Here is a 19,493-nt window from a genome sequence, read left to right on the forward strand (position 1 = left end):
AATCGTGGAATCGGTGGAGTCTGAGTCGAGCGATCGCCCTAAGCGCCCTAAAAAGTTACAGCGATCAGGGGGAAGCTGGGCAATCGGATTGTACCGCAGTCCGAGAGCAGACAAGTATCAAGGGCAACTTACACCTCCTGATCCTTCAACCACTTCTCATACAAATCGGGGCGGCGATCGCGAGTGCGTTGAATCTGCTGTTCTTGTCGCCAGCGATCGATTTCAGCATGGTTTCCAGAGCGCAAAACGGCCGGCACTTCCCACTCGCGGAACACGGCGGGTCGAGTGTAGTGCGGATAATCAAGTAGACCCGCTTCAAAGCTTTCTGCCTTAAGGGATTCCTCTTTACCCACCGTTCCAGGCAGCAAACGCACCGTACCATTCAGCAGCGTCAGCGCCGGAATCTCACCACAGGTCAGCACAAAATCCCCTAATGACACCTCACGAGTCACGAGGTGCAAGACTCGCTCATCCACTCCTTCGTAATGGCCACAAATCACCACCAGTTGGTCATAATTCGTTCCCAACTCCTGAAACATCGCCTGGTTCATCGTTTGGCCTTGGGGCGTCATTAAGATCACCTCTCGCCTCGGTAAAACAGGCAGGGATTCCACCGCCGCAAAAATTGGCTCTGGCTTCATCAACATGCCAACCCCACCTCCGTAGGGTTCATCATCCACACGTCGATGCTTGTCAGTCGCAAAATCACGCGGATTTGTGAGATGCACCGTAGCAATTTCTTTCGCTAAAGCCTTGCCTAACAAGCCCGAACTCAGCGGTGACGTAAAGAAGTCAGGAAACAAAGTAACAATGTCGAATCTCACAAAACCCTAACTTTTGAGAATGCAAATCTTGCCGAGACTGCTGACTATACCCTGAAACTGGCGCATACTTCTGATCGAGAGAGGCATTTGGCGATCGCTAGTGGGTAGCTCTCATGCCACCTTAAGAGCCGTCAGAAGAAATTAGGCAGTGATTTCTGAATTTCTTAAATTATGTTTAAATAATCTGACATTATGCCTATATTAGTTAAGCTCCAGGGTTAAAACTGCATGGCACTGGATGAACAGAAGCGGCATCCCTATTTCAATCAATCGGTTACTGGAGCGTCTGGTTCATTTTATGTCCAGGAGTAGCGTCGTGCCGCAGCTAGAATCTCAAACCCTCAAACAACAGATGCCTCAGTCCACGAAAACCGCTGTGATGATTATTGGGGGAGCGGAAGATAAAGTCCACGGCAAGGAAATCTTGACTTCCTTTTTTCATCGGTCGGGCGGCACAGATGCTCGGATTGCCATCATTCCCTGCGCCTCGCGAGAACCCGCCACGATTGGCGAACGGTACCGCACCATTTTTGAAGACATGGGTGCTAAGGCGATTGAAGTCCTAGATATCCGCGAACGAGAGCAGTGTGAGGACTCTCTCTGGCGTGCTTTTCTAGAAAGCTGTACAGGCGTTTTCATGACTGGGGGCGATCAGTTACGGCTCTGTGCGCTGTTGGCAGACACAGAATTGATGGCAGAAGTGCGGCGACGGGCCGTAAAAGGTGAGATCACGCTGGCAGGCACGAGTGCTGGGGCAGCGGTCATGGGGCATCACATGATTGCCGGCGGTGGTAGTGGTGAGCATCCCAATCGCTCGCTGGTAGACATGGCTACCGGGTTAGCCATCATCCCAGAAATTATCGTGGATCAGCATTTTCACAATCGCAATCGCATGGCCCGACTGATGAGTGCGATCGCGGCTTACCCGGATAAGCTGGGCATCGGCATCGACGAGGATACTTGTGCCCTATTTGAGGGCGATGGCTTGCTACACGTCCTGGGCAAAGGCTCTGTTACCGTCATTGACCCTGTTGATCTCAACTATACGAACCAACCTGATGCAGATGCGACAGAGCCACTGAGTATTCATAACTTGCGGGTGCATATTCTCAGCTATGGCGATCGCTACCAACTCTACCAACGTCGGATCATGTCTCGCGAACCATAAAATCAGATTCCTGCGAACCTCTGGCTTAATGCTGATTTTGAAAAGCATTCAGCCTGAATTTGTCATACCCGAAGGTAGTCTCGGCTCCCCATTACTTACCTTAGTATTGACTTCATGCTAGCCAGCAACTCTCAAACTTTTTTAACTAAAACTGCTCAATATGAACAGTTTTGCAGGTTCTTAAAGCTTGAAACTGCAAAGAACAGCTATCAGGTCAAGAGCTAAGCTTTGACTGGTTTTGCTATGTCGATTGTTTTTTGTATTGGTATGCTGATTTTATTGGGTAAATACCAGCCACCCTGGTAATACAGCGGCAGTTCCTCGATCCTCTACCTCAAAAAGAGCCAAGTAGTTCAGGCGATCGCTGCTACGCTGTTTTTTAAGTTTGACTCTAAATCTGCTGAACTTTGATTTGTTCTGATTTGTTGTAATTCATACTGGCAGAGATTGTAGTTTATCGAGCACCAAACTGTTCTTGGTAAACAATTTGAGGCTTATTGAAGCGAGAAACTGGATAGTTGCTTCCTTAAAGTCACCTCAACTCGTTATTGCATCTGCGTCCTCCCCACCCCCGAATACCCTCGGATAGCGTTATGAAAATACTCAAGATCCAGACACTACGCGGCCCTAACTACTGGAGCATTCGTCGTCATAAGCTGGTCGTGATGCGTTTAAATTTGGAGGACTTGGCAGAAAAGCCTTCCCACCAAATTCCTGGGTTTTATGAGGGGTTGGTGACAGCGTTGCCCAGCTTAGACGATCACTTTTGCTCGCCAGGATGCCGGGGGGGATTCCTGAGCCGAGTCCGCGAAGGCACCATGATGGGGCATATCGTGGAGCATGTGGCTCTGGAGCTACAAGTGCTATCGGGTATGGAAGTTGGTTTTGGCCGCACCCGGGAAACGGCTACCTCTGGCACTTACCAAGTGGTGATCGAGTACTTAGATGAGCAGGCAGGTCGTTATGCCGCTAGAGCAGCAGTGCGCCTGTGCCAAAGCATTGTAGAAACGGGGAGCTATCCTAAAGCTGAGCTAGAACAAGACTTGCAAGACTTGCGAGCTTACTGGGCTGATGCTTCGTTGGGTCCCAGCACCGAGTCTTTGGTGCGCGAAGCAGAAGCGAGAGGCATTCCTTGGTTGCCAATTCCGGCTCGCTCCATGATTCAACTGGGGTATGGGGCGCATCAAAAACGGATTCAGGCAACCTTAAGCAATCACACTGGCATTTTAGGCGTAGAGCTGGCTTGCGATAAGGAAAGTACCAAGCAAATTCTCCACGAATCCGGTGTACCTGTGCCACGGGGTATTGTAATTAACTACATGGACGAGCTGGAAGAAGCCGTAGAGCAAGTCGGTGGCTTTCCAATTGTCATCAAGCCGCTCAATGGCAATCATGGGCGTGGCATTACGCTCAACATCGACTCCTGGAAGATGGCCGAAGAAGCCTACGATGCGGCCAAGGAAGTGTCGCGATCGCTGATTGTGGAGCGGTACTACACAGGGCGCGACCATCGTGTATTGGTGGTGAACGGTAAACTCGTGGCCGTGGCTGAGCGCGTCCCCGCCCATGTGGTGGGTGATGGCCGCTCCACCATCGAACAATTGATTGAGTGGACTAATCAAGACCCCCAACGGGGCGAAGGTCATGACAATGTTCTGACCAAGATCACGGTCGATCGCACGAGTTGGAAGCTGCTAGATCAGCAAGGCTATACCCTGCAAACCGTACTGCCTCTGGGAGAAGTTTGCTATCTGCGGGCCACCGCCAACCTCAGTACCGGAGGGATCGCGATCGATCGCACCGATGATGTCCACCCAGAAAACATTTGGCTGGCCCAACGAGTCGCCAAAATCATCAACCTCGATATCGCTGGCATCGACATTGTCACCTCTGATATTTCCCGACCACTGCGCGAAACCGGCGGTGTAATTGTTGAAGTCAACGCTGCTCCTGGCTTCCGGATGCACGTTGCGCCCAGCCAAGGCATTCCTCGGAATGTGGCAGAGTCGGTGATTAATATGCTGTTCTCGCCTGGGGCTCCTAGCCGCATTCCCATCATTGCGGTTACGGGCACCAACGGCAAAACTACCACGACCCGTTTGATTGCTCACATCTTTAAGCAAACCCAGCGCGTCGTGGGCTACACCACCACTGATGGCATCTATATCGATGATTATTTGGTGGAAAAGGGAGATACCACTGGGCCTCAAAGCGCCCAACTGATTCTACGAGATCCCACTGTGGAAGTAGCAGTTCTAGAGTCCGCACGTGGCGGCATCTTGCGCTCTGGCCTAGGCTTCGATGCCTGCGATATTGGCGTGGTGCTCAATGTTGCGGCTGACCACATGGGGCTAGGAGACATCAACACGCTAGACGATATGGCGCGGGTGAAAAGTGTGGTGGCAGAATCCGCCATGCCCAACGGCTACGCGGTGCTGAATGCTGATGATCCTCTCGTTGCAGGCATGGCTCGTAATGCCACAGCCCAAGTAGCTTACTTTGCCATGAATCCTGACAACGAAATTGTCCGGGCTCATGCTCAGCAAGGAGGTCTAGCCGCCATCTATGAAAATGGCTATCTATCGATTCTTAAGGGTGACTGGACGCTCCGCATCGAGCAAGCCATCCATGTGCCGCTGACAATGGGGGGACGTGCGCCCTTCATGATTGCTAATGCTCTCGCTGCGAGTTTAGCGGCGTTTGCCCATGGGGTCAGGATCGAAGACATTCGTGCTGCCTTAATGAGCTTCCAAGCTTCAGCTGACCAAACACCAGGACGAATGAATTTGTTTGACCTCGGTCACTACCATGCCTTGGTGGACTATGCTCACAATCCTGCCAGTTACGAAGCACTAGGAGGCTTTGTGAAGAATTGGACGGGAGAGCGGATTGGTGTAGTCGGGGGGCCAGGCGATCGCCGCAATGAGGATTTTGTCACTCTGGGTAGACTGGCAGCGGATATGTTCAATCGCGTGATCGTCAAGGAAGATGACGATACTAGAGGGCGAGCCAGAGGCGAAGCGGCGGAGTGGATTTGCCGAGGGCTGGAAGCAGCCAACCAAAGATGCCCTCACGAAATCATTCTGGATGAAACCAAAGCCATCAACTCTGCCCTCGATCGAGCTACACCAGGGAGCTTGGTTGTCATTCTGCCAGAGAGCGTGACTCGCGCTATTCAGTTGATTGAGGCCCGAAATCCTGTCGGCCATACCACAGCCACGCAGACGGCAGATCAGAATGGAGCCAGTACGTTGACCAATGGTCAAACTGTAAACGTCGCTTCAGTTGAGGTAAGCCAGTCCAACTCAGGCACAGCTCAAACAGAGTCTCAGTCTGCCTACACTTTTTAGAGTTTCAGTTTCCCCGGAGAGAGGTTAAACACATCTAGACAGTTGTCTGTGAGCTGTCTAGATGTGTTTGTTTTTGCTCTAAGAATTAGGGTCTGGCTGGGGCTAGTTATTCCTGGTCTAAATCTGTAACATCATTCTCAGCATCAGGTTTCTGGACTTCTTCCTTAAACCCCCGTAGCGTTTTGCCTAGGGCACTCCCTAGCTCAGGAATTTTCTTGGGACCAAAAATCACAATTGCCGCGATCGCAATAATCGCTACTTCCGGCCATCCTAGACCAAACATAGCCCTCTCCCTCTCCTGTCAACCATGCTTCACTCATTAACTATAGACGGGAGGAACGTCCGGTTTTGCAGAACTCGCCGATTTAGATGGATTAGGATTTGGTAAGCGGAATCTTGAGCCAAGTACTGAGTTCATAAGCTAACCAATCCAATTCTGCCGCTGTGAGAGATTGCGGCCCGCCTAGTTCATATTGCTGAGAGCCGACCGCGATCGCCAGCCTGGGTGCATCACCAGATTTTGTATAGGTCACGCTGCGAATTTCTTGCCTGCGCCCCACTTGAGGCCGCCCTTTGGAAAGCCCCAACCGCTTTTGAGCTAGTGAGATTTCTTGGGCATCGATCCGCAAGCGAGTTTGGCCTAATAAGGCTGGCATAATGATTTCCAAAGCATTAGCATCTTTGCTCAGCGCTACTTTGCTATCAGTGGGTTTAGCTACCACTGCCGCTGCTGCATTTCGGGTTTGGTCTTGTTCGAGGGCTTGTAAAGCACCCTGAGCCGAGGTGAGCCGCCGCTCTAAGCTAGATTCAGTCATCCAACTAAGCCAATCGGCAAAGGCCGGGCTCAAATCAGCCACTTGACCAAAATCAATTCGGGAACCACGCCGAGGCAAGCTAGAAGGGTGAGTGCCTGTGACCAAAGTGATTAAGGTTGCCCCCAAACTGTAAAGATCAGATGCCGCGATCGCCCTGCCACTGAACTGTTCTGGCGGCATATAGCCATAGGTGCCGACCACTGTAAAGTTGGTATTCTCCTCCGGCGTTGCAGCCCTGACTGAGCCAAAATCTACTAAATAGACTTGAATCGGGCGATCGCCAGAGGTATCGGTGAGCAAAATATTTTTCGGCTTGATGTCTCGGTGGATTACGGGGGGTTGCTGACCGTGGAGGTAAACCAAAATTTCTAGCAGTGCTTTGGCAACTTGCTTTGCTTGTGCTTCAGTCAAGGTTTTGCCGCCTTGGAGCAAGGTTTCCAAAGATTTCCCATGCACATAGGTTTGGATTAAAGCAAAGCCTTTACCATTGCGGAGGTTCAGCTCAAAGGAATTAAGGTATTGCGGAATCGCCGGATGGGACAGGTTCTTGAGCGTGTCGGCTTCGCGCTCAAATAACTTCAAATCGTCCCATTCAGTTTCATTGTCAAAGGACAGCAACTTGATCACCACAAACCCCTGAGTTTGCAAGTCACGAGCGAGGAGAGTTCGCCGTCCTGAGTTCTTGCCCAGTTGCTTTTGGATCTCGTAGCGATCGCCTAAAACTGGATTTGGCATTTTCTTCCGCCGTTATTGCCCTTAGAAATTCTTATAGCTTTGAATTCGTGCCCAAAGCAAGCTGATATTCTGAACCTACAACAGCATTCTTTAACAACTTCCAGTTTTTACCATGTCAGCGACCTCAACCCCCTCTCTCCGCGAACAACAACATCCTTTAATCCGTCAACTCGCAGACGCGATCGAGTCTGTTTGGCACCGCCATTTGGATTTATCTCCTTATCCTTTCCCGGCTGAGTTGGGGTATGTCGAAGGGCGACTAGAAGGGGAAAAACTGGTGATTGAAAATCGCTGCTACCAAACTCCTCAATTCCGGAAGTTGCACTTAGAATTGGCACGAGTTGGGAGCAATCTTGATATTTTGCATTGCGTCATGTTTCCTCGCACCAATTACGCTCTGCCCATGTTCGGCACCGACCTGGTAGGGGGTCGAGGACAGATTAGTGCCGCGATCGCAGATTTATCCCCCCTCAACGCCGACCGAACTCTCTCGGAGGCATATCGCACCGCCTTGTCAGCCCTACCCAATCCTGAGTTTTCCCAAGCTCGGGCTTTGCCAGACTGGGGAGATATTTTCTCGGATTTTTGTCTGTTTATTCGCCCTGGCAGCGCTGAAGAAGAACAACAATTTCTCAGCCGAGTCGAAGGTTTTTTAACAGTTCACTGCCAACAGGCGATCGCGGCTATTGCGGTGACTTCAGAGCAAGAAACCGAAATTCTCCAGGCTCAACGTTACTACTGCACCAAACAGCAACAAAACGACAAAACCCGCCGCGTCCTTGAAAAAGCTTTTGGCGTAGATTGGGCAGACTATTACATGACCACTGTCTTGTTTGACTGCGCCTAAGCAACTCTGGCAACCTCCGAGAGCGCTTGGCGAAACACAGCAATAAGCGTGGGTTGCGATCGCTAAAAGGAGATGCCATCGTGCTACAGGGCAATCAGCCTACCGCCTGGCAATTTGATGCCAGGGACGCCTATGTACCTATCACCCATGAGGGAGCTGTAGTTGGGCTTTGCAAGCCTGATTATGCGGCTCAAATTGCCGCAGCTATGAACCAAGACCGCAAGTTGCGCCAAGCGTTGTATTTGGCATGCTATGACTTGGTTAGCCGCTCCGGGGGACACAACAGCCAGATTGACGGCTTGGTGCAGAAGTACTTAAATAAAACCGAGCCACCTAAGCAAGGAACAGCACTCATTGCGACCCTCCTCAAGCATCGCCAAGCTGAACTTGATTTGAACGATGATGAGTTCGCTCGCTTTTGTGACTCTTATCGGCTCTCCTACGGAGAACTGAAGAATATTTGGGTCGGCAAAGACATAGAACAACGACAACTGGGACCTTTGGCGCGGATTCTCGGCCAATCAATTGATGAAGTGATTGAAGCTTGGAAAGGCCCAGATGAAGATGATTGATGACTTTGCTATCAATCTCTTACGTTGTTGCAAGGCGCGTCATGCTTTGCAGGATGAAAAGCGTCTAGTTAACTTGTAGCTGACGAATCAATATATTTTGAAATCCTTAAAGTCATCTTTGATAGGTGACTTTAAGGATTTATAGAGACTGGTATAGCAAATATAAAACCCACCTATATGCAGCAATTAAAAAATATTGGCTGGGTTAGCTGATGAAGCTTGATCGATGGTCAAGGTGGTGGGGCTTCTAGAGCGCGATCGCCACTGCTATAACTTTCTATGACTTTTAGCGATGCGCTAAAGTGCGGTTAGTTCGGAAGGTAACGTTCGTGCCGTCAGTCGTTTGCTCTAGCACCAGCATTGGCGTAGGCTTCGCTTTCTGATCCCAATGAATTTGAGCAATGCGACCCTGAATGGTAGGTTGCCAGGTGTCGTTCTCCTCATGGGCAGGGCTGAGGTAGGTTTCTAAGCAGTCAATAATTTGGCTAATTGTGACCGAGGTGGGCTGAGTCGGCAGTTTCGTCAGCTTGATTTGAATCCGGAACAACACCCGCTTCGTGCCCTTTGGTAGGTCGCCCGGTTCGTATTCCACATCAAATACTTCATCTACAGCCCGACCTGCACTGGCAATTCCTACAGAACCCTGCTGGGCTTGGCTGGGTCGCAGAGCTAGGGAGATTTTTTCTTTAACTTTAATTTTAATTTGATTGACGATGGCAAAGTGGAAGACCTCTTCCGCCATCCGCATGCGCAGGTAGTCTAAGTTAAATTCTCTGGAGTGAATTAGGTCGGGGTTCTTTTCCATCTTGCCGATGGTTTCCAGAGCCATCTTCAGCTTCTTCTGCATCTCCTTATTCTTCAAGTCGGCAAATCGCACCTGCTTTTGCAACTTACTCGCTTGCAAGTGAGAATAAACTCCTAACCCAACCAATAGGAGAAACAACCCGCCAGTGGTCATCATCCACGGCTGCATAGCACTATCATCAGGCTGCACAGGCTGAGGGGGAGGCACAGCCACTTTGGTTTTAACGGTTTTGACAGGTTTCGCAGTCTTGACAGGAGCTTGAGCCAACCAAGGTTCTATGAGAAAAAGAGGGGTTGACATAGTAAATCCAGGCCCAACGGTGACTTCTATTTTCAGAGTGCCCCGAAGCGGGGCTGTTGCATCACAAGCCGCAGCGAAAATACAGGTATCTAAAAATACTAGCGGAGCCAACGGGCTCGGTAGCTGCGAGCATCAATGTGGCTGAGATAGGGGAAGCTAGCGTATCGGCCTAGCCCCCCTGGCCACCAGGAATCTAGGAACCAGTAGAGCTGATCGCCTGTAAGCCCGTCGCAATAAAAGTCGATCGCGTCCCCAACAATATGGCGGCTGTTAGACACACCACCGACTCTAGCATTGATTTCTGGGGGGCGGTACCAACTAGTGACCTGGAAAGGACGACCAATCCGCTCCCGGGCTTGTTGCGCTAGACGAGCAATACGGACAATCGCATCGACTGTGGTTTGGTCAGGGGGCATGCGAGTGCCGCCGTGAGTGGCCTCAGCCCAGCTAAAAGTCCCATTGGGAATGATGGAGGCATAAAGCTGAATATTGCCAGGAGTCCAGCGGGCAGGACGCTTGGGCAAGATCAACGGTTTCGGTTTGGGGGGGGCTTCTGGGGCATCTCGACGCGCTTGCTGCATCCGCCTCACGTCTTCAAACAGCGATCGAATGGTTTGGTCACGAGTAGTCAACCCGCGCCAAAGCTGCACCAAACGAATTAATGCTTCTCGTTGCTCTTCAGTTTCTTGGTACTCACCCGGAATCCGCTCAATAAATTCGAGCAGTTCGCGATCGAGCTGAGTCGCTGCGTCGGTGAGAGCAGTTTTATTGGTAGTGCTAGCAGACAATGTGTTTGGGTTAATGCCTAATGCAGCCAGAGCCGTGGTGCGCGAATCAAGACCCCGCCACAGCCGAAAAGCTTCTGTTAGAGCATTTCGTTGCTCTCCTTTACCCTGGTAGTACTGAGGCAAACGCTGGGCAAAGGCAACTAGAGCGGGATCAATGATTTTTAATCCTGGCTCTGGGGAGGTGTCTTTTTCTAGAGAGGCGATCGCAGCTTCCCGAGAATCGAGTTGTCGCCACAGTTGAGTCAGGCGAACTAAAGCTTCGCGCTGATGAGGGTAGCCTGAATAGTTGCGAGAAATGCTTTGCATAAACTGAATCAGCGCTTTGTCTAGGTAAGACTCGTCTACAGATTCAGGGTCAGCATTAACGGGCGTTTTCAGGTTGAGAGAGGCGATCGCAGCCTCACGGGAATCGAGTTTGCGCCAAATCCGTAGGGCTTCTAGAAAAGCATCTCTTTGGTAAGGCAAGCTTCTGTAATAACTAGGTAGGCGATCGACTAAAGTCAGTAGTGCACTGTCTAGGTAAGCCAGGTTTTGTGGCAATCCTTCGGCTTTGAAGTCAATGGCTAAATCGTCCAGGTAAGCTTGCAGCAGAGCTTGAGGGTTTGAGGATTCTAGGCGGGCGGAGGCTTCGTTATTGGCTGGCGGTGTATAACCTGCTGCTACCGCTTGAATAAATCTGTTACCGTAGCGTCCTGCTTCGTTACTCCATAGGTCAGTGGCTTTCCAGCCTTGGGCGACTAGGCTATCGGTGATGCTGCGAATCGTGTTAGCGGCATATTGCACTTGAGCCGCAAAAGTATTGACTTGCCCGAGGGGAATCCGGTTGGCAGGTGCAATCCCTAGTCCAGTTTCGCCATCTTCCAGCGTTGGCTTACCTTGAACCTGATAAAGTGCTGCCAGGATGGGTTTATGAATTCCGGCTCGTTCTGCCTCTAATAAGTAAAGGTAGTTGCGCTGGTCTGGTGTCAGTTTTGCCATAAGCTACAGCACTTAATTGACCTAATCATTACAGTTACTAACCAAAATGCCTTTAACGCTACTGTCTCAGGCTTTAGTCGCTAATTCCCTTAAGAATGTTTGCCTAGTGGCCACCGACATGGACGGCACACTGACGCAGAATGGCAAATTTACGCCCACCTTACTACAAGCTTTGGAGCAGTTAGCTGCGGCGGAAATCCAAGTTTTGATTGTCACTGGGCGATCGGCAGGTTGGGTGGGTGGCTTGGTCAACTATTTGCCCATTTGGGGAGCGATCGCGGAAAACGGCGGTATGTTTTACGCTAGCCAAACTGAGACTCCAATCGCGTTGGTGACGATTCCTGATTTAGCCTTGCATCGCCAAAAGCTGGCCCAAACTTTTCAGCGCCTACAAGCCGATTTTCCGCAACTACAAGAATCTGCCGACAATCGTTTTCGCGTCACAGATTGGACATTTGATATCGAGGGACTGAGCTTACCGGACATTCAAGCCATTAATGCCTACTGCCAAGATCAAGGCTGGGGCTTCACCTACAGCAATGTCCAAGGTCACATCAAGCCAATTGAGCAGGACAAATCGACCGGGTTACGCCAAGTTCTAGGTCAGTACTTTCCTGAGCATACGGCTCAGCAGGTTGTCACAGTGGGCGATAGTCCCAATGATGAAAGCTTGTTTGATGCCGACCAATTTCCCCTATCCGTGGGGGTCGCTAATGTTAAACACTATGCGGATCAACTCGTGCAGCAACCGACTTACATCACACCAGAACCAGAAGGTAGAGGATTTTGTCAGCTCGCTGATTGGCTATGTCAGCATTAAAAATTTCTAATTAGAGCTTCTAGGTTGAGAAGGCTCATCACTAGAGCTAGTACCCTCCTCTGAGGCAACAGGCATTACCAAGACTTTATCGACGCGGTTTCCATCCATATCCATCACCTCAAAGCGTAGCCCTTGCCAGTCAAAGTGATCTGCGGCAGTGGGGATGTGGCCTAGATGCATGACTACAAAGCCACCTAGCGTATGATAATTACCTTTTTCCTCTCCAGGGATTTTATTAATTTCTAGAATGTCTTTGAACTCATCCACTGATAGCATTCCGTCTAGTAGCCAAGAACCATCCTCACGCTGGACGGCGTAGGGTTCTTCTAAGTCCTCGACTGAAGGAATGTCACCGACGATCGCTTCTAGAATATCATTGAGGGTCACGAGTCCTTGAATCACTCCATACTCATCCACGACAAACGCAATATGAGTACTGGATTTCTTGAACAACTCTAGAACTGAAAGGGCGCGAGTACTCTCTGGAATAAACAGCGGCTGGCGCAAGTTAGTGGCTAAATCGATTGGTTCTCCAACTAGACTCCGTACTAGCAAGTCATTGACATGCAAGACCCCTAAGACGCTATCGATACCACCCTGACACACCGGAAACCGGGAATGCACTCCTTCCGTGATTTTCTGACGGTTTTCTTCTAAGGAGTCTTCTAGGTCAAGCCAGACAATATCGGGGCGGGGTGTCATCAAGCCATTGGCGCGGCGATCGCCCAAGCGAAACACCCGCTCCACCATGTCTTGCTCAACTTCCTCAAAGGTGCCCGCTTCAGTTCCTTGTTGCAGTAAGACTTTGATTTCCTCTTCAGTCACCATTGGCTCATCGGAGGGTCGAATGCTGAGCAATCGCATCACCATATCTGTCGAGGCGCTCAGGAGATGGACCACTGGCGCGGCGAACATGGCCAACATCCGCATGGGGCCAGCCACGGAGGAAGCCACTCGTTCTGGGTTGTTGAGCGCCAATTGCTTGGGCACTAGCTCCCCAATAATTAGGGTGAGGTAGGTGACAATGACAATTGCAATACCCGAAGCGATCGCCTCTCGGTATGGAGCTAGGGCGGGGATCAAGGCGAAGAGCGGCCCAATTCTTTTAGCCAGCGTGGATTCTCCCACAGCACCAGACAGAATGACAATCAGCGTGATCCCAATCTGGACGGTTGCTAAGAATTGGTTTGGAGCACTTGCTAGGTCGAGGGCTGTGCGAGCTTTGGCATTCCCCTCATTGGCCATCTGCTGGAGTCGCACTTTGCGCACCGAAACAATCGCCATCTCCGAGAGCACGAAGACTCCGTTGGCAAAGGTCAGCAAGATAAGGATGAGGAAATCAAAAAGAAAAGAGGACATTCCTGAGTTGCCTGTGATTGTGGCGAATCGCGCCTAATGTCTTAAGTATCTTAATATTCAGAATCAAAGGTTCTAAACATTCCAAGACTCTAAGGTGCAGTTTTTGCCCAAGCTTAACAAGTATCAGCCAACACGATTGAAGCAAATATTGTTGCGATCGCCTCACCTCTCAACCATACAAGCAGATCGCGGTTAGCTTAGCTGCTTTGGCTTAGCCTTCTACAAGTACCGTCCATAATTAAAGCCTCCGACTCCCTTCTGATGGGGAGCGGAGGCAGTTGTTTCTAGCGTTGTGGCACGTTAGCTAAGTATCTCAGGGAATCAGATTAGACTTTACATTCCAGAGATAGGTCGCTTAGGACTGGTAACGCTTCTTGGTTTCTTCGTCAGTAGTCAAGGAATCAATGGAGCGATCGGTGATCAACTTTGGATTTGTTGCGGGCGGAGGCGTGATCACAGGTGTGGTGTTCACATCAAGCAGGGGATCTACACCTAGTAGAGGATCTCTGTAGAGATCTCGGTTAACCGAGGTGGATGAAGTTGGGCTAGTCGAGGGTTGGCTACCTAAGACGGGCTTAGCTTTATCTGCGATCGCATCTTTAGCCTTGTCTGCGGTGCCTTTAACAGAATCCTTCACCGAGTCAGCCATGCCACGCACGTTCACGTCATCAACTTTGCTCTTGACAGAGTCGCTGATCCCGCGAACATTCGCTTCATCGACCTTGCTCTTGACAGAGTTGCTGACGCCACGCACGTCAGCTTCTTCGATTTTGTGCTGCACAGAGTCAGTCACGCCACGCACGTTGGCTTCATCAATTTTGCTCTTGACAGAGTTGCTGACACCACGCACATCAGCTTCTTCGATCTTGTGCTGTACGGAGTCAGTCACGCCACGCACGTTGGCTTCATCAATTTTCTGTTTGACGGAAGCACTCACACCCTGAACGTCAGCTTCCTCAATTTTGTGCTGAACAGAGTCAGTGACACCGCGAACATTCGCTTCGCTGATTTTCTGCTTCACAGAGTCCGTGATGCCATGAACATCAGCTTCCTCAATTTTCTGTTTGGCAGAATTAACAGCACCCTTTAGGTCAGTCTCGTTGACTTTTTCTTTGACGGTTTCAACTACACCTTCTACTTGGTGAGTTACACCATCAACGGCGTCCTTCATGGTGTGGACTGCACTATCGAGCTTTTGGTCAATGCCTTCTGCGGCCTGGTTACCAATTGCTGCACCTGCGATCGCACCACCTACAGCACCGACGGCTGCACCTAGGCGTCCACCGACCATTTTACCAATTGTGGCTCCAGCAATACCACCACTAGCCGCGCCAATAGCTTCGGCGACGATGTGATTAGTCGCTTGACCTTTGTCAGAAGCAGACTCTTGGGGCTGAATCTCAGCGGTCGTCTCTACGATTTCCACGTCGATCGGCGCTAGATTGTCGTCATTACTCATGAATGGTGAGTTGTTGATACTAGTCATAAAAAACTCCCTGGCGATTCTATAAACTTTCCTTATTTCCTCTAAGCTTATCGATTAAAAAAGGAGCTGACCTCTCCAGGAGGGGGAGATCCAGCAGTTCGGATGTCCCCTGATAGAGGTATTCCGCCCTCGAAAAGCAACGGCTTCTGCTCAGGCTTCTACAATATAAAGATAGGTAAACACTCTTGGCTGTTCGCTGCTCCGGTTCCAGAATCTATGGCTTTCTCCTCAATTATTCGTGCCCTTGGGCGATCGCCCCTCACTAACGAGCTATTAGCCAAGCTGAAACAGCAACAACTTCTAAAGCTCAACGGTGTGTCTCGCATCCCTAAGGGCTTGGTAGCATCGGCTCTAGCTCAAGCTGGCCCCCGCAACTTGTTAGTAGTGACTGCCACCCTAGAAGAAGCAGGCCGCTGGACTGCCCAACTAGAAGCAATGGGCTGGCAAACGGTTCATTTCTATCCCACCTCCGAGGGATCTCCCTACGAACCCTTTGACTTGGAGTCAGAGATGGCTTGGGGCCAGTTGCAAGTCTTAGCGGATTTGGTAGGTAGCCAAGGAGCTACCAGCAATGGGAATGGTCAAGGTGGGGAGACGAGCCGAACCGCGATCGTCGCCACAGAGAGAGCTTTACAGCCCCACTTACCCCCTATCGATGCCTTCCGCCCCTATTGTCTGAGATTGCAACGAGGAGCCGAAGTTGATCTCGATGCTTTTAGCAGTGAACTGACCCGTTTAGGCTACGAGCGCGTTTCCCTCGTAGAAACAGAAGGCCAATGGAGCCGCCGGGGAGACATTGTTGATGTGTTTCCCGTCGCCGCCGAACTCCCGATTCGTCTGGAATGGTTTGGTGATGAGCTGGACAAAATGCGGGAGTTTGATCCAGCAACTCAGCGATCGCTCGACTCGATCAATCATCTTGTCCTCACACCCACCAGTTTTAGCCCCATTGTCAGAGCCGCTTTTACAGGCGAGAAGGCCACAGCGCTAAAAACCTATCTCAACCCTGCCGAACAAGAGAAATTTGAGCAAGACCAACCCTTAGCAGGTCTGCGTCGATTTCTGGGATTAGCCTTTGATCAGCCAGCTTCTTTGCTCGACTACTTGCCAGAAAATACCTTGATTGCCTTAGATGAACCGGAGCAGTGTCAGGCTCACGGCGATCGCTGGTTTGAGCATGTGGAGGAGCAGTGGAGGGATGAAGGAGGTAAGGGAAAGGATGAAGGAGGAGGGATGAAGGATGAAGGGGAGAGTTCTCTTCTGCCTAAGATCCATCGCTCCTTTCAAGAGTCACTCGCCGAAGTCGAATGTTTCGATCGCCTTTATCTATCAGAACTGGTCGAAGAAGTTGTAGGTGCTGCTCCATCCCTCAATCTTGCCAGTCGCCCGGTGAATGCCACTCCGCACCAGTTTGGTAAGTTGGCGGAGACGATTCGAGGAGAGCGCGATCGCGGTTTCTCGGTGTGGTTGGTGTCGGCGCAGCCTTCGCGATCGGTGTCGCTGTTGCAGGAGCACGATTGTCCGGCGCAGTTTGTCCCAAACTCACGCGACTATCCTGCGATCGAGAAACTTCAGATTCAGCGGGTGCCTGTAGCAGTCAAGTATTCGGGCCTCGCAGAGATTGAAGGGTTTGTTTTACCGACCTTCCGCTTGGTAGTGGTCACAGACCGAGAATTTTTTGGTCAGCACACCCTAACCACCCCCAGCTATGTCCGGAAGCGGCGACGGGCGGCCTCTAAGCAGGTTGATCCGAATAAGCTGCAACCGGGGGACTTTGTCGTTCATAAGAGTCATGGCGTGGGCAAGTTCCTCAAACTAGAGAGCTTGACGATCAACCACGAAACTCGCGAATACCTGGTGTTGCAGTATGCCGATGGTTTGTTGCGGGTGGCCGCAGACCAAGTCGGATCATTGTCCCGGTTCCGAGGGGCTGGGGATGCGGTGCCAGAGCTGAACAAGATGTCCAGCAAGGCTTGGGAGAAAACTAAGAGCAAGGTCCGCAAGTCAATCAAAAAGTTGGCGGTGGATCTGCTGCAACTGTATGCTCAGCGATCGCAACAGCAAGGCTACACCTACCCCACAGACATGCCTTGGCAGCAGGAAATGGAGGACTCCTTCCCCTACCAACCCACCCCTGACCAACTGAAAGCGACCCAGGATGTCAAACGGGATATGGAAAATTCCCGTCCGATGGATCGCTTGGTTTGCGGAGATGTTGGCTTCGGCAAAACAGAAGTAGCAATTAGAGCCATCTTCAAGGCAGTCACGGCGGGCAAGCAAGTCGCGCTACTAGCTCCCACCACGATCCTGACGCAGCAGCACTACCACACGCTGAAGGAACGCTTTGCCCCCTACCCGATTCAAGTGGGTCTACTGAATCGCTTCCGCACCGCTGAGGAACGCCGCCAAATTCAGCAACGCTTAACCACCGGAGAGCTAGATATTGTCGTGGGCACCCATCAACTCTTGGGTAAAGGCGTTGCTTTCCGAGATTTGGGCTTGTTGGTAGTGGATGAAGAACAGCGGTTTGGGGTGAACCAAAAGGAGAAGATCAAAAGCCTTAGAACCCAAGTGGATGTGCTGACCCTCAGCGCCACCCCGATTCCCCGAACGCTCTATATGGCGCTGTCTGGAGTGCGAGAAATGAGCCTGATTACCACACCACCGCCTTCTCGTCGTCCGATCAAAACTCACTTGTCTCCTTTTGACTCCGAAACGGTGCGAGCGGCGATTCGTCAAGAACTCGATCGCGGCGGTCAAATTTTTTATGTGGTTCCCAGGGTAGAGGGGATTGAGGAAACTTCAGCTAAAATCCGCGAAATGGTGCCAGGAGCAAGGCTCGCGATCGCCCACGGCCAAATGCCAGAGGCCGAGCTGGAATCCACCATGCTCACCTTCAGCAATGGGGACGCGGATATTCTCCTTTGCACCACGATTATTGAATCGGGTTTGGATATCCCACGGGTTAACACCATCTTGATTGAGGATGCTCAGCGCTTTGGCTTGTCGCAGCTTTATCAGTTGCGGGGCCGCGTCGGTCGAGCGGGGATTCAAGCTCATGCTTGGTTGCTCTATCCCAAGCAAAGCCAGCTCTCGGATACTGCCCGTCAGCGATTGCGGGCGATTCAGGAGTTTACTCAGCTTGGTTCTGGCTATCAACTGGCAATGCGGGATATGGAAATTCGGGGTGTGGGGAATTTGCTGGGGGCAGAACAGTCGGGTCAAATGGATGCGATCGGGTTCGACCTCTATATGGAGATGCTGGAGGAATCGATTCGGGAGATTCGTGGCCAAGAGATTCCCAAGGTGGACGATACGCAAATCGATCTCAGCGTGACTGCCTTTATTCCGGCTGATTACATTCCCGATCTCGATCAGAAGATGAGTGCTTATCGCGCGATCGCTGCAGCTAGTACCAAGGCGGAGTTGACGCAAACGGCGGCGGAATGGAGCGATCGCTATGGTGCGATCCCGCCTGCGGCTCTCCAACTGATTCGGATTGTGGAGCTGAAGCAGACGGCTAAGAAGCTAGGTTTCTCTCGCATCAAGCCAGAGGGCAATCAACATGTGGTGCTAGAAACGCCGATGGAGGAGCCTGCCTGGAATTTGCTGAAGGCGAATCTGCCTGATCACTTGCAATCTCGGTTTGTCTATACGCCGGGTAAGGTGACGGTGCGGGGTTTAGGAGTGTTGGGTGTAGAGCAGCAGTTGTCTAATTTGATTGATTGGTTGGGGCGGATGCAGGGGGCTTTACCAGAGGCTGTTTTGGTTTAGGTTTGGCTAAACCAAGAGCTTGGGGGCGCTTGCCCCCAAACCCCCGCTGAAGGACGGTTGCGTCCCTCAGACTCCCTCCAAACGAGTTCTTTTGTGGGTGCTTCGAGTTTTTGGTTTGCTAATTTTGGCTCTGAATCTCCCAACTTTTGCCCTCTAACTGCTCACCCCTCTCTCCTCCCGCTTTTCCCTTTTCCTCCCTCCTCCTTCATCCTTCCATCTTCCTTCTCACAGCGGGAATCGTAATACAGCTGAATGAAGTCAGAAAACTGTTTGTAGCCCATTCGGGTGAAGCTGGTGGCGATGCCGTCTCCTAGGCAGTACTCATAGTCGTAGATGGTGGTGTTGCCTGTGAATTGGGTTGATAGTTCCTGCCATGTGGGGGGTTGGTAGCCGAAAACGAATTGAAAAAATTTGGCGGCTTCTGCTTGGTCGTATGTGAAGTCGTCAGCGTTGGGGTTGGTGGCTACGTTCAGGTTGACGTATTTAGCACGGTCGTTGACGAAGGTGATTGACCACTCGGTCTGGGGAAATTGGGGAAACAGTTGGCGCAGTTGAGTTGCAGAGTAGGTGTAGGTCACGCCGTCTGGGGTGGTGAGGCGAGTCTGATAGGGGCCAAAGGTGTGCTCGATGGTTTGAGGGGTTTGGTTGAGCACGGGTTGCCCTGCTCTAGCTGGATCTGTCAGTAGACCTGTAAGGACTAATCCAGCTAAGGCAAGACTACAAAACCGAACGTTCATAATTTAAAGTCAAATTGCTGTTCATAAACTTCAACTGAACATCTAGTTTTTCAGGGCAGTAAAACGAAAGTTTTTCCTATTAAAAAATATACATCTGAATTGAAGAGGTTGCTGAGTATAGAAATCTGGTAGTTT

14 protein-coding genes are annotated in these 19,493 nt (G+C 51.0%); 6 read left to right on the top strand and 8 right to left on the bottom strand.

The features are described from left to right. Positions 1-128 precede the first annotated feature (128 nt). Positions 129-824, bottom strand: a complete 696-nt coding sequence (trmD, locus tag H6F72_RS22135; RefSeq protein WP_190440914.1) for a tRNA (guanosine(37)-N1)-methyltransferase TrmD — start codon at positions 822-824, stop codon at positions 129-131. Positions 825-1,122: 298 nt separating this feature from the next. Between trmD and H6F72_RS22140 the strand changes: the two genes are divergently transcribed. Both H6F72_RS22140 and cphA read left to right on the top strand, forming a co-directional pair. Next, entirely contained in the window at positions 1,123-1,992 is an 870-nt protein-coding gene (locus tag H6F72_RS22140; RefSeq protein ID WP_370527551.1) for a cyanophycinase, read from the top strand. Between the two features lie 593 nt (positions 1,993-2,585). Beyond that, positions 2,586-5,342: a cyanophycin synthetase gene (gene cphA, locus H6F72_RS22145; protein ID WP_190440916.1), complete on the top strand. Its 2,757-nt coding sequence runs from the start codon at positions 2,586-2,588 to the stop codon at positions 5,340-5,342. 106 nt (positions 5,343-5,448) lie between these two features. Here the strand turns inward: cphA and tatA are convergent, their stop codons facing one another. Together tatA and H6F72_RS22155 are read right to left on the bottom strand one after the other, a co-directional pair. Next, the gene (gene tatA / locus H6F72_RS22150; RefSeq protein WP_190440918.1) at positions 5,449-5,625 is read right to left on the bottom strand and encodes a twin-arginine translocase TatA/TatE family subunit; all 177 of its coding nucleotides are present in this window, start codon (positions 5,623-5,625) and stop codon (positions 5,449-5,451) included. A gap of 91 nt (positions 5,626-5,716) precedes the next feature. Then, positions 5,717-6,892, bottom strand: a complete 1,176-nt coding sequence (locus tag H6F72_RS22155; RefSeq protein ID WP_190440921.1) for a serine/threonine-protein kinase — start codon at positions 6,890-6,892, stop codon at positions 5,717-5,719. 112 nt (positions 6,893-7,004) lie between these two features. Here H6F72_RS22155 and H6F72_RS22160 point away from each other — a divergent pair, with 112 nt between their 5' ends. Both H6F72_RS22160 and H6F72_RS22165 read left to right on the top strand, forming a co-directional pair. Then, positions 7,005-7,739, top strand: a complete 735-nt coding sequence (locus tag H6F72_RS22160; RefSeq protein WP_190440925.1) for a phycocyanobilin:ferredoxin oxidoreductase — start codon at positions 7,005-7,007, stop codon at positions 7,737-7,739. A gap of 26 nt (positions 7,740-7,765) precedes the next feature. Beyond that, positions 7,766-8,311, top strand: a complete 546-nt coding sequence (locus H6F72_RS22165) for a hypothetical protein (RefSeq protein ID WP_199299230.1) — start codon at positions 7,766-7,768, stop codon at positions 8,309-8,311. A 286-nt stretch (positions 8,312-8,597) separates the two neighbouring features. Here H6F72_RS22165 and H6F72_RS22170 read toward each other — a convergent pair whose 3' ends face one another. After that, the gene (locus tag H6F72_RS22170; protein WP_190440929.1) at positions 8,598-9,416 is read right to left on the bottom strand and encodes a hypothetical protein; all 819 of its coding nucleotides are present in this window, start codon (positions 9,414-9,416) and stop codon (positions 8,598-8,600) included. A 98-nt stretch (positions 9,417-9,514) separates the two neighbouring features. Further along, positions 9,515-11,182: a D-Ala-D-Ala carboxypeptidase family metallohydrolase gene (locus H6F72_RS22175; protein WP_190440931.1), complete on the bottom strand. Its 1,668-nt coding sequence runs from the start codon at positions 11,180-11,182 to the stop codon at positions 9,515-9,517. Between the two features lie 46 nt (positions 11,183-11,228). Here H6F72_RS22175 and H6F72_RS22180 point away from each other — a divergent pair, with 46 nt between their 5' ends. After that, complete coding sequence (locus tag H6F72_RS22180) at positions 11,229-12,002, top strand: HAD family hydrolase (RefSeq protein ID WP_190440934.1); 774 nt, start codon at positions 11,229-11,231, stop codon at positions 12,000-12,002. Positions 12,003-12,008: 6 nt separating this feature from the next. On the opposite strand, the gene H6F72_RS22185 is transcribed toward H6F72_RS22180, so the two are convergent. Both H6F72_RS22185 and H6F72_RS22190 read right to left on the bottom strand, forming a co-directional pair. After that, positions 12,009-13,361, bottom strand: a complete 1,353-nt coding sequence (locus H6F72_RS22185) for a hemolysin family protein (RefSeq protein ID WP_190440936.1) — start codon at positions 13,359-13,361, stop codon at positions 12,009-12,011. Positions 13,362-13,716: 355 nt separating this feature from the next. Continuing rightward, on the bottom strand, positions 13,717-14,847 hold the full coding sequence (locus H6F72_RS22190) for a glycine zipper domain-containing protein (RefSeq protein WP_242017069.1): 1,131 nt from the start codon (positions 14,845-14,847) through the stop codon (positions 13,717-13,719). A 216-nt stretch (positions 14,848-15,063) separates the two neighbouring features. On the opposite strand from H6F72_RS22190, the gene mfd reads away from it, so the two are divergent. After that, positions 15,064-18,621: a transcription-repair coupling factor gene (mfd, locus tag H6F72_RS22195; protein WP_190440940.1), complete on the top strand. Its 3,558-nt coding sequence runs from the start codon at positions 15,064-15,066 to the stop codon at positions 18,619-18,621. A 161-nt stretch (positions 18,622-18,782) separates the two neighbouring features. Here mfd and H6F72_RS22200 read toward each other — a convergent pair whose 3' ends face one another. Then, positions 18,783-19,358, bottom strand: coding sequence for a hypothetical protein (locus tag H6F72_RS22200; protein WP_190440943.1), 576 nt, complete (start codon positions 19,356-19,358; stop codon positions 18,783-18,785). Positions 19,359-19,493: the final 135 nt, after the last annotated feature.

The sequence above is a fragment of the Trichocoleus sp. FACHB-46 genome (genome assembly GCF_014695385.1).
In the GTDB taxonomy this organism is placed as follows: domain Bacteria; phylum Cyanobacteriota; class Cyanobacteriia; order FACHB-46; family FACHB-46; genus Trichocoleus.